Annotated in this window: 11 protein-coding genes; all 11 read right to left on the reverse strand. The window is 39.3% G+C overall.

From position 1 onward, the window contains the following. Nucleotides 1-146: 146 nt before the first annotated feature. Nucleotides 147-854, reverse strand: coding sequence for an ABC transporter permease (locus BAMA_RS01165; RefSeq protein ID WP_034635310.1), 708 nt, complete (start codon nucleotides 852-854; stop codon nucleotides 147-149). Beyond that, nucleotides 854-1696, reverse strand: a complete 843-nt coding sequence (locus BAMA_RS01170) for an ABC transporter ATP-binding protein (protein ID WP_034635312.1) — start codon at nucleotides 1694-1696, stop codon at nucleotides 854-856. The genes BAMA_RS01165 and BAMA_RS01170 overlap by 1 nt, the downstream gene beginning before the upstream one ends. 177 nt (nucleotides 1697-1873) lie before the next feature. Then, entirely contained in the window at nucleotides 1874-2881 is a 1008-nt protein-coding gene (locus BAMA_RS01175; RefSeq protein WP_034635315.1) for a LytTR family transcriptional regulator DNA-binding domain-containing protein, read from the reverse strand. Between the two features lie 162 nt (nucleotides 2882-3043). Then, nucleotides 3044-4654 carry a long-chain fatty acid--CoA ligase gene (locus BAMA_RS01180; RefSeq protein WP_084157832.1) on the reverse strand — a complete coding sequence of 537 codons (1611 nt, stop codon included), beginning with the start codon at nucleotides 4652-4654 and terminating at the stop codon, nucleotides 3044-3046. Between the two features lie 260 nt (nucleotides 4655-4914). Continuing rightward, the gene (gene spoIID / locus BAMA_RS01185) at nucleotides 4915-5934 is read right to left on the reverse strand and encodes a stage II sporulation protein D (RefSeq protein WP_034635317.1); all 1020 of its coding nucleotides are present in this window, start codon (nucleotides 5932-5934) and stop codon (nucleotides 4915-4917) included. Between the two features lie 300 nt (nucleotides 5935-6234). After that, nucleotides 6235-7539 (reverse strand): UDP-N-acetylglucosamine 1-carboxyvinyltransferase, encoded by a 1305-nt coding sequence (murA, locus tag BAMA_RS01190; protein WP_034635319.1) that lies wholly within the window; start codon nucleotides 7537-7539, stop codon nucleotides 6235-6237. A 38-nt stretch (nucleotides 7540-7577) separates the two neighbouring features. Next, nucleotides 7578-8258 carry a YwmB family TATA-box binding protein gene (locus BAMA_RS01195; RefSeq protein ID WP_235184411.1) on the reverse strand — a complete coding sequence of 227 codons (681 nt, stop codon included), beginning with the start codon at nucleotides 8256-8258 and terminating at the stop codon, nucleotides 7578-7580. Nucleotides 8259-8397: 139 nt separating this feature from the next. Then, nucleotides 8398-8634, reverse strand: coding sequence for a DUF1146 family protein (locus BAMA_RS01200; protein ID WP_034635325.1), 237 nt, complete (start codon nucleotides 8632-8634; stop codon nucleotides 8398-8400). Between the two features lie 111 nt (nucleotides 8635-8745). Beyond that, the gene (gene nuoN, locus BAMA_RS01205; RefSeq protein ID WP_034635605.1) at nucleotides 8746-10266 is read right to left on the reverse strand and encodes an NADH-quinone oxidoreductase subunit NuoN; all 1521 of its coding nucleotides are present in this window, start codon (nucleotides 10264-10266) and stop codon (nucleotides 8746-8748) included. A 9-nt stretch (nucleotides 10267-10275) separates the two neighbouring features. After that, nucleotides 10276-11775: an NADH-quinone oxidoreductase subunit M gene (locus BAMA_RS01210; protein WP_034635328.1), complete on the reverse strand. Its 1500-nt coding sequence runs from the start codon at nucleotides 11773-11775 to the stop codon at nucleotides 10276-10278. Continuing rightward, the gene (gene nuoL / locus BAMA_RS01215) at nucleotides 11772-13625 is read right to left on the reverse strand and encodes an NADH-quinone oxidoreductase subunit L (protein WP_034635331.1); all 1854 of its coding nucleotides are present in this window, start codon (nucleotides 13623-13625) and stop codon (nucleotides 11772-11774) included. Before nuoL ends, BAMA_RS01210 begins: the two co-directional genes overlap by 4 nt. Nucleotides 13626-13639 lie beyond the last annotated feature (14 nt).

A 13639-nucleotide genomic window follows, 5' to 3' on the forward strand; every position in this document is an offset into this window, starting at 1 on the left:
GCAATCATTTTGAACAAGAATACCGCTTCCTATACACATTACAACTCATTATCTTTCGACAAAAACTGTAAAAATATGTATCCATTCTGCAAAATTTCCGAGGAAATGATAAAAAATAGAAAAAACTGAGCACCTTGGCTCAGTTTTTAGTCTAGTTGTTTCTTTTTATAAGTGAATAAACAAGCAATAAGAGCTATTACCACCCAAACAGAAACATTTAATATATGCATATCAATCGCAGCGAATCCTTTTCCTTCAAAAATACTAAGTAGTGCTAAACCAAGATGATCCATTGGTAAAAATGATAAAACCTCTTTTATAAATTCATTGTCAATCATACGTTGTAATACAGGAGTACCTATTAACAACATCATGAATGGTGTTCCAATTACAGATACATGAACCATATTTTTAGATACTAGCCCAATAATTGTCCCAACTATGATGGTAAACAACGTCCCCAACAAAAGAACAATCCCTAATAAAAGTTGATTTACTTTCACTATATCTAATATAAACAGACTGGCAACACTTAAAATAACAGATAAAAGAATAACCGGTAACGCCTTCCCGCATAATACCTCTAGTGCGGAAGCAGGAGATAGCATAACAACGCGTAACGTGTGCTTTTCTTTCTCTTCAGCAATTAACGTCGCTTGCACAAGCATTGTTACCATACACCAAATCATCGCAATGACAATCACCGCCAAAACTTCTTTTCCTCCTTGCATCTGTCTATAAAATAACGCTAGCGCAAGTGGTACCATTGTCATTAATAACATTTGTGCATTACTCTTTAAATCTTGCATCTCTTTTCGGAAAATAGCTGAAAATCTCTTTAATGAAAATGTCATTATAATCCCCTCCCAGTTACTTCAATGAAAATGTCTCCTAACGTTGGCTCATACGAATGAATTGATAATAACTCCCCATTTTTCATCCATTCAGAAATTCGTTTTGCACCAAGTTCATCTTTTTGCACTGTTTCTTTTCGCTTTTCTGTTAATACAACTTCAATTTTATCTTTCGCATACTTTAGACGGAAGTTTTCAGGTGTATCAAGCGCCACAATTTCTCCTCCGCATAAGAAAGCAATGCGATCACAAAGTGTTTCTGCTTCATCCATATTGTGCGTTGTTAAGAAGATTGTTGTTCCTTCCTTATTTAACTCTCGTAAGATATTATGAATGTTTTGTACGTTCACCGGGTCTAATGCAGATGTTGGTTCATCTAAAAAGAGCATATCCGGCTTATGAAGAATTGCTCTCGCTAACGTTACGCGCTGCTTCATCCCCTTTGATAGCTTCTTCACGAGCGTCTTCTTATCATCTAACAGGTTCACTTGTGCTAACACTTCGTCAATACGCTCTTTTTTGCAATCATATAAATCACAAAATAATAGTAAATTGTCATAAATGCTTAATCGTTCATATAGACCGCTATTATCTGTTAAAATGCCAATTCGTTTATAATCAATGCTATTGGGTCCTGTAATATCTCTTCCTAACACGCTCACTTTTCCAACGCTATGAAGTAATTGAGATGTTAAAATTTTCACCGTCGTTGTTTTCCCAGATCCACTTGGCCCAAGAAAGCCGAAAATCTCACCTTGTTTTACTTCAATATTTAAATTACGAAGTGCCGTCTTACTATCGAATGTTTTCATTACATCCTTCATTTCAATTGCTAACGCCATCTCATCATCCCCTTTATTCGTTTCGCTTTTCTTGATTCAATCATATGCGAAAGAAAAAGAGGGTGCAGTAAAATACCGGTAAAAGGAGTATTTTTACCGGTGGATGGAGCATTATTTTCGCTTATTGGAACATCATTTTTATGAATGGTGCAATAGAAACTCTGAATGGAGATGCTTTTACATTCCAATGACACCTTTTAGTTCTTCCATTCTTCCTTTTGAAAGTGGAATCGAACTTTTTCGCTCATCATCTAAAATTAAACTAAAGCTATTGCGTGTCCATGTAATCACTTCGCGTACACGTTGTAAGTTGACGAGATAGGAACGGTGACAACGGAAGAAACCAAATGCCTTTAAACGTTCTTCTAACTCACTTAACGTAAGAGCACATGTAAAAGCACCATCACGCGTATGAATATGCGTCGTACCATTTTGTGTTTCAATAAAATGAATTTCTGTTGGATCAAGTAAAATGATTTTGTCATTTACTTTCGCTGGAATGCGTTCTAATTTCATTTGTGGAGTCATTTGCACAACATTTTCTGTACTCACTTCTTCTCCATCTTCCTGCTCAATTTCAATTTTCTTTACCCCATCTTGAGTAAGAACGTATACATCTTCTGTTAAAGAAAGCGCATCGGATAGAAAAGCCGATGTAATAAAGATCGCCTTTCCTTCTTCCTTTAACCTTATTAATGCCTTTCGGATAATAATTGTACTTTCTGTATCAACATTTTGCTCAGGCTCTTCAAATATAACGAGATCAGGATTGTGAATCATAATGCGTCCAATATGCAGACGACGTTTCTCAGAAAATGATAACTTTTCAATTTTAATATTCAATCTATCAAGCAATCCCACTTGTTGGGCTACTTCTGTTATACTTTCAGCCCCTTCATACAAATCTGATATAAATTTTAAATATCGATTTACCGTCAAACGTTCGTATGCTTCATCTTCTAAAAAACAAAACCCAATTCGCTTATAATCTTTTTTCTGGAGTGGCTGACCATCAAATAAAACCGTACCTGTTGATGCTTTTTCTCGCCCAATAATAATGGAATGCAACACTTTAGCCGTATGATGATTGCATTGTAGCACTACACATTGCTCTTTCTCTATCTCGAGCTGAATCATCGGCAACTGATTTGTTTTCCCTAGTTTTTTCAACTCCAATAACGTCATGTTTTCTCCCCCATGATTGGTTTTTATCCTATTGTACCAAATATTGGTTTATGTTTTTTCGTTCTATCGTCTATTTTTATGTTGGTTTCGGCGATTTTCGTACTTCTTTCGGCGATTCCATTCATCTATATAAAAAGGGCCTACAAAATAGGCCCCTTTTCTTTACTTCACCATTGATTCTTTCAGCTGATCGCGCAGCGCTCGCTTTAGAAACTTCCCAACTGATGTTTTTGGAATTTCATTCACAAATAAAATATCATCTGGCATCCACCATTTTGGAAATTGTTCACCTAGTAGCTCATATAAAGCTTCTTTCTCTACTGCTTGTCCTTCTTTCACAACAACACATGCAACAGGGCGCTCTTGCCACTTTTCATGCGGAATAGCCACAACTGCTGCTTCTAACACTTGTTCATGAGCCATAAGTGCATTTTCTAAATCAACGGAAGAAATCCACTCTCCGCCGCTTTTAATTAAATCTTTCGTCCGGTCTGCAATTTTAATAAACCCTTCTTCATCAACTGTTACAATGTCACCAGTATGAAGCCAGCCATCTTTCATTGATTGTTCTGTGCGCTCATCGTTATAATAGCTCCCTGCAATCCATGGACCTCTTAAGCAAAGTTCTCCCATCTCTTGCCCATCCCATTTAATCTCACCATCTTGACCAATAACTTTCATTTCAAGACCTGGGAACAAGTAACCTTGGCGCGAGCGTAGTTCGTAATACTCTTCTTTCGATAAATCCTTTTGATACGATTTCGGGCAATTAATTACAACCGCTGGACTTGTTTCCGTCATGCCGTATATTTGGCGGAATGAAATCTCATATTTTTCTTCATATGTACGAATCATACCTTTTGGTGCAGCCGAACCACCTGACCAAATAGAGTAGACGCTACTTATATCATATGGATGCTTTTCTAACTCTTGTAATAAACCAATCCAAATTGTTGGTACACCAGCTGTGACTGTTACTCTTTCCTTCTCAATGAGCTGTGCCAAAATTTCCGTCGTAAACTGCGGCCCCGGTAACACAAGTTTTGTACCAAACCACGTGCTTGCAAATGGCAACCCCCATGCATTGACGTGAAACATTGGAACAACAGGCATACATGTATCTCTTTCTGATATACTGCCGCCATCAACAAGTCCAAGCGTATAACTATGTAATGACACGCTGCGATGCGTATATACAACGCCTTTTGGCTTACCTGTTGTTGCCGATGTATAGCACATACCAGCAGGTGCTTTTTCATCTAAATCTTTTATAAATTGGAATGTCTCATCGCCTTCTTCGAGGAGTTGTTCATAATGATAAACCGGCGATAGTGTTGTTTGAGGTAAATGTTCTTCATCTGTCATAATAATAAATGATTTTATGTGAGGAATTTCATGTTGAATGCGTTCAATTGTAGGGACCATGTCTTCATCTATAAGAAGAACTTGATCTTCTGCATGATTAATAATATAAGAAATATGTTCATCTGAAAGTCGCAAATTAATTGTATGTAATACAGATCCGATTCCCGGAATCGCAAAGTACGCTTCTAAATGACGGTGATGGTTCCAAGCAATCGTTCCTACTTTATCACCTGTTTCAATCCCCATCTTATGTAACATACTTGCAAGTCTTCTCGTACGCTTTCCAATTTCTTTGTATGTTAATGTTTGAATACGTGCTCTTGTGCGTGATACGACCTCCTTTTTCGGAAAATACTTTTCAGCTCTCTCTAGCATAGCTGGAATGAGTAATGGTACATCCATCATCATCGCGCATACCTCCTGTTATTATGAAGCTTAAAATCGTTTAACTGTATTATAACACGATAGCGTAGCAGAAAAGCCGGCTACAATTCTTTCGTTTTCTACAAAAAATGACATGCGATTTTGCTGCTTTTGAATTTTATCGGCGATTTTTTTATTTTTTCGGCTATTTTCATATTACTTTCGGCTATTTTTGCTGCTTTTGAATTTTTTCGGCTATTCCGTTCATCCACATAAAAAGAGCCCACAAAGTAGGCTCTTTTCCTCTACTGCCTCGCCATCAACTTTCCTTCGTAGGCATTCAACGTTTCAATATTTACTCCTTTATAGTAGTGAGTGACGATATCCGTATATTTCTTGCCTTCTTTCGCCATACCGTTTGCGCCGTATTGGCTCATTCCAACGCCATGGCCATAGCCTTTTGTTGTGACGATAATTTGATCACCTTTTTGTTTCCAACTAAAATCAGATGAGCGAAGGCCTAGTTTTTCACGTACTTCTTTACCCGTTAATGTTTTGTCATTAAACACAACTTCTTTCACACGTTTTCCTTCTGTACGTTCTTTAATGGTACCAACTTTACCATCTCCTGCTATTTTAACGCCAAGACGCTTTTGAAACTCAGATACCTTAAAGGTTTGTTCACTCGAAAATTTTGGTGCATCCTTATCCCACGGACTATCAACGCTTTGTAAATACGGGTAGTCATTCCCCCAGTAATCTACCGCATTTTCTGTATAACCGTTACTCGTTGAGAAGAAGGAGGCTGAAATAGGGGATCCGTTATACGTTAAAACTTGTCCGGCTGTTTTTGCGACGGCTTCTTCAACTTTTCTCATCCTGCTTTCATATTCTTTTCCCCATAGCTGTTTTAGTTCATCTTTACTTTTATATACTTGGTTATCAACAGTATCAATTACATCTGCATTATTCTTCTGTTTCTTTCCACTTAACATACGTTGTACCACGAATGTACGCGCTGTTAACGCCTGTGCTTTCAGCGCTTCGATTTCGAAGCTTGCCGGCATTTCCGAGGCAACTACACCTGTCACATACTCTTCTACTGGTACTGTTTCCGTTTTATTTTGTGCACTTCGAAATACGTTCACTTTTACGTTTGTATTCACCTGGGCTGGAACAGGATTCGTCTGTTTTGTTTCATTTGCTTGTTTCATTTTCGGCACTTCACTCTCTTTTGTAAAAGGGATAACAAGCATCGTTGGAACGATTAAAACGAGCGCTGCAATAAGCGCGATAGCAACAAAAAGAGATTTAGAAATCTTCATCGTCTTCCTCCACAGCTAAAATCATACTCACTTCATTTTTATGGGAAGAGACAAGCTTTTAGAACAAGCATTTTTTTCGGAATATTAGAAAAGAAATAGGCATAAATATTGAGAAGATTGACTATAACAGTAGTAAAACCTTTTCTTTTTCGATAGGAGAGCGCATCTAGCCTTACGGAGTAACGGTCAGGGCCCTTTTCAATCACATGCCATGTTTAAAATAAAAAGAACGACTGTCATTCGTAAAAACTTACATAAAAAAATAGCCCCTATGCCTATAAGACATAGAAGCTACTATCCTTATGCGTGAAGATCAGATACTTGTTTCTCCACAACTTCTTCTGTTTGTTCTTTTACACGTTCAACATCTGCACCTAATGCAGCTAACTTACCATGGAAGTTTACATATCCACGATCAAGGTGTTTTAACTCTGTTACGCGTGTGTATCCATCAGATACAAGACCCGCTAAAATTAACGCAGCAGCAGCACGTAAGTCTGTTGCAGCTACTTCTGCACCTTGTAAGTTACCTGGTCCATTCATGATAACAGAACGACCTTCAATTTTAATATCTGCATTCATGCGGCGGAATTCTTCAACATGCATGAAACGATTTTCGAATACCGTTTCTGTAATCATGCTCGTTCCTTCCGCTTTTAATAATAATGCCATCATTTGTGATTGCATATCTGTTGGGAATCCTGGATGTGGCATCGTTTTTACATCAACCGCTTTTAACTTATCTGGGCCGATAACACGTAAGCCGCCATTCTCCTCTGTAATTGTAACACCCATTTCTTTCATCTTCGCTGTGATTGGGCTTAAATGTTCTGGAACAGCATTTTCAATTAAGACGTTTCCACCTGTAATTGCAGCTGCTACCATAAACGTCCCTGTCTCAATGCGATCAGGAATAATAGAGTGATTTGCACCATATAATTTATCAACGCCTTCAATGCGAATAGTGCCTGTTCCTGCACCGCGAACTTTTGCACCCATTGCATTTAAGAAGTTCGCTAAGTCAACGATTTCAGGCTCTTTCGCTGCGTTTTCAAGAACTGTTGTACCTTCTGCTAATACTGCCGCAGACATAATATTTTCCGTCGCACCTACGCTTGGGAAATCTAAGTAAATTTTTGCACCTTTTAATTTTCCTTCGATAGATGCTTCAACGAAACCGTTACCAACCTTTACCTTCGCTCCCATTGCTTCGAAACCTTTTAAATGTTGGTCAATTGGACGTGATCCAATCGCACAGCCACCAGGAAGTGCAATACGTGCATGACCTTTACGCGCAAGTAAAGGTCCCATTACTTGCACAGATGCACGCATTTTACGTACATACTCAAATGGTGCTTCAATATTTAGTTCGTTTGATGCATCAATTGTCACTTGATTATTTTCAAATGCAACCTCTGCATTCAAATGACGTAATACTTCGTTAATTGTGTAAACATCTGAAAGTGGTGGTACTTCAGATAGTACATTCTTTCCTTCACTCGCTAATAGGGCTGCAGCGATTATAGGTAATACAGCATTTTTCGCGCCTTCTACACGTACTGTGCCGTTCAACCGCTTTCCGCCACGGACGATGATCTTTTCCAATTTATTCCCCTCCGTGTCCTTTTTTTCACGTTATCTATTCAATACTCAGAAGTTATGATCGGTGTGCCAACCACAATGGTATTTTTTTTATCTGTAGACCTTACTGCTATTTGCACATTTATTTTCTCTCTATTTTTTGAAAGAGCGTCATCCCACTTTTCATTATATGCGGAGATGGATACAAATGCTCTTTCTTCTACTTGCTCAATCGCTCTTGCTGAAAGATCTTCCACAACCTCTTTTGCCTTATTTTGCAAAACACCTTCAATCTTATCATTGAGGGTACCTTCAATACAAGTATAAATTGTAGGTTCTGTACTAAAAATTTTATCCATTTTTTTAATATATTTTGGGTTCCATATTTTTCCGCTTACTTCATAAATGATGAAAGTGTTTTCTTTATTATTTTCCGTCATCCAAGTAACTACTATTCTCTCCTCATGAGAAGAAAAACTTCTTTTCGCTACTGCCTTATAACCTTCTTTTGACTGTTCGAACTCCCACTTCTCAACATCGGCACGTTTACCAATATTTTGTACAAGCTGTTCAAATGTATGTATATTCGAAATCGTTTTCGTTTCTTTTGCAAGCCATGACCAACGCTCAAGTGCCGCACCGTTTCGCTCTATTACTGCAATCATGTTTTCCATTTTTTCTTCTTCACTTATAGGTGTTACTGCTTTATACCCAACTAAAAAAATCAAAACAGACACAATCATACAAAGAAACAATTGCACTTTTTTCACGTTCATCCCCTCCTACTCCCCATTGTTAACGGAGTAAAAAGGTTCTATACGTTACTTCGTCGTATAAAAACCGACAGAAAAATAACTATTCTTAGGCGAGCACATTAAAACATCACTTCACCAAATATGTCAAACTTTTCGAATATCCTAAATAATCAAGGAAAAAGTTACTCACCGATGTACCAATAGCAATTGTTAGTAGAATAAGCAACACTCTCGTTTGCATTACTTTTCCGCTCTTCATAAGACGCTCGATATGAAGGCCCTGCAGCGCCCACCACGTAATTGTAATAAACAATAAATGCGACAGGATAGCAATTAGTGCTTGTTGCCCTAAAATTTGCGCCATGAACAATCGACCCTTTCTGTTTATTTCCTTGCCGACAGTCAGAAGTCTAACTGCACAAACAAAAAGCAAAATAAAAAGTGCAGAGGTCTTCTCTACACTTTTCACTTCAGACTATTGTACCATGTTCCGAACAAAGAAGAAATCCTTCGTAAGAGGGAAGTTATCATAAAAGAAATTGTAACCAAGAGCCGGAAGCACCCCAAGTAGCACAATCATACAAGCACAAACTACTGCAACAACCTTAATATTTAGCGGTAATTCAATCGATTTTTCACTCGCTGGTTTCCTAAAAAACATTTGCTGTACAATGCGAAAATAATAGATGAAAGATATAACTGTTGTTGCCATCATAACCGATGCCAGTACATAATGGGCCGGATGAACAAGAAATGCACCTAGAAAGATATTCACCTTCCCAATAAAACCTGCTGTTCCTGGGATACCTGCAAGCGATAAAATAAAAATTGTCATCATAACCGCGCTACTCGGCGATTTTTTATACAAACCTGCAAAAGATGATAAATTTTCATTTCCCGTTTGTAAGATTATCCCGTGAATGATTGCAATCGCCCCAATGTTCATTAGTGCATATGCAAGCATGTAAAACCACATACTATCCATCATGAAAGGCGACAGTGCAACAAGTGGGACGAGCAAATATCCCGCATGAGCAACACCAGAATACGCAAGCATTCGCTTCACATTTTGCTGCCTCAGCGCAACGACGTTTCCAATTATCATCGTGATACATGCGAGAGCAGCAATGTATATATTCATATTTCCGAGCATAGACGTTTCTTCCGTTCTTGCGGGAATCACTCCAAAAATCATCAGCACAACTCTAACGAGAAGAATAAACCCTGCCATTTTAGATACTGTTCCTAAAAAAGCGGTAACCGGTGTCCATGCTCCTTCATATACATCAGGCGCCCACATATGAAATGGCGCAGTTGCAATTTTAAATGAAAGTCCAACAAAGATAAGTACAAACGAAAGTGATAGAAGCAAATAAATATCGCCTCCTGCCCCCTGGCGCAGCACCTCTTGCATCTTAAGCATATTCGTCGAACCTGTTATTCCATACAGATAACTCATACCAAATAACGTAACCGCTGTACTAATCCCGCCCTGCACGACGTATTTCATCGCTGCCTCGTTTGCTGCACGGTTTCGTTTTCTCATGCCAACTAAAATGTAAGACGATAGTGACAATAACTCAAGTCCTATAAAAAGAGTCATGAGATCTACACTAGATGCCATAATCATTGCGCCAAGCAGCGCTGTTAAAAATAAGTAGTAATACTCTCCCTTGTCTTCGATTTCTTTATCACCCTGACCGCTAATCGCCATGCATAAAACGAGTAAGCCACCTACTAATAAAAGCGTCTTAAACCCTTTTGAAAATCCATCTAGCACGAAAGAACCGTCTAAAATTTCTCCAGCTGGATTGTCATATAAAAAGGTGAGCGAAACGAACGCTAGCATAACCGTGACAATCGCACCGTATACGAGGTGGCGCCGATCAATGCCAGGCTTTGCGAATAAATCAAGAAGTGATAGAAGAATTGCCCCGCCAAGAAGGATAAACTCTGGCGTCATCAAATGCCAAGGTAAACGAAGTAACATATCCATATCCACCTTCTACCACCCCCCTATCAATTGTAAAGTTTCATTTAACGGTGTACTTAATATATTAGGCATCGTTCCAATGATGACAATACAAGCGAGTAACACAAGGATTGGTACGTATTCAATTCCGCGTACATCTTCCGTCTTTGACCATTTCTTCTTACCAAATGTAACTTGTAAAGCCGCTCTTAACATGTAAACAGCTGTTAAAATAATGCCAAGTGCGCCAATCACTGCAACAATTGGCTGCACCTCGAACAACCCTAAAAAGGCAAGAAATTCACTAATGAATCCTGACATACCGGGAAGTCCAAGCGCCGCCATACTCCCCGCTAATAAAAATCCACTTAATACCGGGACTTCTTTTGCCAAGCCGCCGAGCTGATCCAAATGGGATGTCCCAAAGCGCTGCTCAATCATGCTAAGCAAGAAGAATAAGAGCGCGGCAATTAATCCGTGCGATATAATTTGAAATAACGCCCCCATCATACCGCTCATATTAAACGCGGCAAGCCCAAGCAAGACGATTCCCATGTGCGAAATACTCGAATATGCGAGTACACTGCGGAAATCTCTTTGAATGAAAGCAAGGAAGGCACCGTATAAAAGATTCACTACACCAAGAATCGCAATACATATGCTCACATTTTGAAATTGCTCTGGAAATAATCCAACTCCAAAGCGAACCATTCCATATGCCCCAATTTTTAATAAAATACCCGCATGGAGCATAACGACCGCTGGGTGCGCCTCTGTATGAACACTTACCATCCAGCGATGCAGCGGAAAAACAGGTAACTTAATCGCAAACGCAATCATAATTGCGAGAAATAAATTGAATTGTAGTGTCTTCCCCATCTCCCCAAACGGTGATGCTTGTTCTGCGATTATATTTGCCAATTCACCAATATTTGTTGTCCCTGTTTTAGCAAATAAAATAGAGAAGGCAATTAACAAAATCGCCGAGCCAATTCCGTTATAAATTAAATAATGGTACGCAGCTTTTTCACTGCTAAACTTGCCCCATTTTCCAATAAGTAAAAACATAGCTGGCAGCGTTAATTCAAAGAAGATAAAAAACAACAATAAGTTTTCTGCCGCAAACACACCAAGCATACCAACTTCTAATAGGAGTAAAAGAATATAAAATCCTTTCATATTCTTTTCAATCGAGAGCCCCGCAATCCCCGAAAGCGTAACTAACAGCGCTGTTAATACAAGCATCACAAGCGAAAACCCATCAATGCCAAGCTCATAATGAATAGAAAAATAATCTTTTTCTAAACCTGGAAACCTCCCAAATTGAATCCAATCTACCTTTACAGAGAACGCCTTTAAGCTCGTTCCGAAACGATACAAAATTGCGATAACAGACGCACATAACAACGGGATGAGTGTACTGATTATCCCAGCCATCTGAATAAATCGCTGCTCTTCCTTCCTTATAAATAGAAGACATAGCACACCAATTAACGGGGAGAAAATACATAGTGATAGTAGCAATGAACTCATCTAAAATCCCCCCCTGTCATAAGTAGTATGAAGACAAGAATGGCTAAGCAAGCAGCTGTCACCGTTCCATATGTTTGTACCTTTCCGTCTTGCACTTTCGCCCCAGCTATGCCGACACCTTTTATAATACCTGCCATAACTTGCGCCGCTCCTTCTACAACATACGTTTCGAACAGCTGTAGCACTTTCGCTTTCCATTTTATAAAACGAACGACAGTCACTCCATATAACTCATCGATGTAATACTTCTCTTTTAACAAGTTGTGCGCCATTGAACCTTTACGAATTAACCAGTTGCGAGAAAACGATCGTTTCCCATATATGAGGTATGCGAGAAAAATCCCCCCAAGCGAAACGATTGTTGTAACGAACATAATCCAAGTCGGACCATGACCTGGCGCCGCCTCTTCCCCTAGCCAATCAGCAAGGAATGTGCCAAACCACGGCGTGTTGATATAACCAATACATACTGAGAATACACCGAGAATCATCATTGGCATCGTCATAGTAGCCGGTGATTCCTGCACATTGTGCTGCGTGCTCCGCGCTTCCCCTGCGAAGACGAGAAAGTATAAACGAAACATATAAAACGATGTAAATAACGCTGCAAGTAGCGCTAAAGCGAACAATCCATAATTCCCACTCTCCCACGCTGCAATGAAAATTTCCTCTTTGCTAAAGAAACCAGAAAGCAGCGGAACACCACTAATTGCAAGCGTGCCGATCAGAAATAACGTAGCCGTTACTTTCATCTTCTGAAATAAACCACCCATTTTTTCGATATCTTGTGTATGCACAGCGTGAATGACGCTACCAGCCGCTAAAAATAGTAACGCTTTAAAAAAAGCGTGTGTTGTTAAATGGAAAATTGCGGCCGTATACCCACCCGCGCCAAGCGCAAGCATCATATAGCCAAGTTGACTAACAGTTGAATACGCAAGAACACGTTTTATATCCGTTTGTACAAGCGCAATCGACGCAGCAAAAATGGCGGTAAACCCACCAATGATAGCAACAGTTTGCATCGCTACTTCGCTTGCTACAAATAACGGGAACATAACAGCAACTAAATATACGCCAGCCGCCACCATCGTCGCCGCATGAATGAGCGCCGACACAGGCGTTGGTCCTTCCATTGCGTCAGGTAACCACGTATGTAGCGGGAACTGACCAGACTTCCCAATCGCACCAACAAAGATTAAAATCGCCGTTACAGTCAGCATCGTCCCTGATATATCTCCGGCTTGTACCGCTTGAAAAATAACGTCGTACTCAAAGCTGCCCGTTTCTAAAAACAACAAGATGATTCCAATAAGCAGCCCAACATCTCCAATACGCGTCATAATAAATGCTTTTTTTGCTGCAGCTTTTGCCTCTTCTTTAAAAAAGTAAAACCCAATGAGTAAAAACGACCCGAGGCCAACGAGCTCCCAAAAGATGTACAGCTGTAATACATTTGTTGAAATAACAAGGCCAAGCATCGCAAATGTAAACAGTCCTAAATATGCGTAAAAGATAGGCAATCTTTCGTCTCCATCCATATACCCTTTCGCATACACATGTACAAGCAAACTTACGATTGTGACGATAAACAGCATAAGTGCATTTAATGCCGTCACTTCAAATCCAAACGAGATGTTTACATCGCCAAATTGTAACCAAGTCCAACTCTCTTTCACTGTTTCATTCGACAGACGTTCTATTAATACAAGAACTGCACCAACAAATGAAAGAAAAACGAAGAAAATAGCTATAAAACTACTACTCTCTCTTAATTTCCTTTGCAAAATAACCAGTAAAACGAAGGATATGAGCGGAAAGAGTGGTATGAGCCACGCATAGTCCATCATTGGTTCTCCCTCCT

The organism is Bacillus manliponensis (assembly GCF_000712595.1).
Lineage (GTDB): Bacteria > Bacillota > Bacilli > Bacillales > Bacillaceae_G > Bacillus_A > Bacillus_A manliponensis.

Coding starts and splice junctions, on each gene's coding strand:
- BAMA_RS01165 (WP_034635310.1), bottom strand. CDS start 854: ATGACATTTTCATTAAAGAGATTTTCAGCTATTTTCCGAAAAGAGATG.
- BAMA_RS01170 (WP_034635312.1), bottom strand. CDS start 1,696: ATGGCGTTAGCAATTGAAATGAAGGATGTAATGAAAACATTCGATAGT.
- BAMA_RS01175 (WP_034635315.1), bottom strand. CDS start 2,881: ATGACGTTATTGGAGTTGAAAAAACTAGGGAAAACAAATCAGTTGCCG.
- BAMA_RS01180 (WP_084157832.1), bottom strand. CDS start 4,654: ATGATGATGGATGTACCATTACTCATTCCAGCTATGCTAGAGAGAGCT.
- spoIID (WP_034635317.1), bottom strand. CDS start 5,934: ATGAAGATTTCTAAATCTCTTTTTGTTGCTATCGCGCTTATTGCAGCG.
- BAMA_RS01195 (WP_235184411.1), bottom strand. CDS start 8,258: ATGATTGTGTCTGTTTTGATTTTTTTAGTTGGGTATAAAGCAGTAACA.
- BAMA_RS01200 (WP_034635325.1), bottom strand. CDS start 8,634: ATGGCGCAAATTTTAGGGCAACAAGCACTAATTGCTATCCTGTCGCAT.
- nuoN (WP_034635605.1), bottom strand. CDS start 10,266: ATGGATATGTTACTTCGTTTACCTTGGCATTTGATGACGCCAGAGTTT.
- BAMA_RS01210 (WP_034635328.1), bottom strand. CDS start 11,775: ATGAGTTCATTGCTACTATCACTATGTATTTTCTCCCCGTTAATTGGT.
- nuoL (WP_034635331.1), bottom strand. CDS start 13,625: ATGATGGACTATGCGTGGCTCATACCACTCTTTCCGCTCATATCCTTC.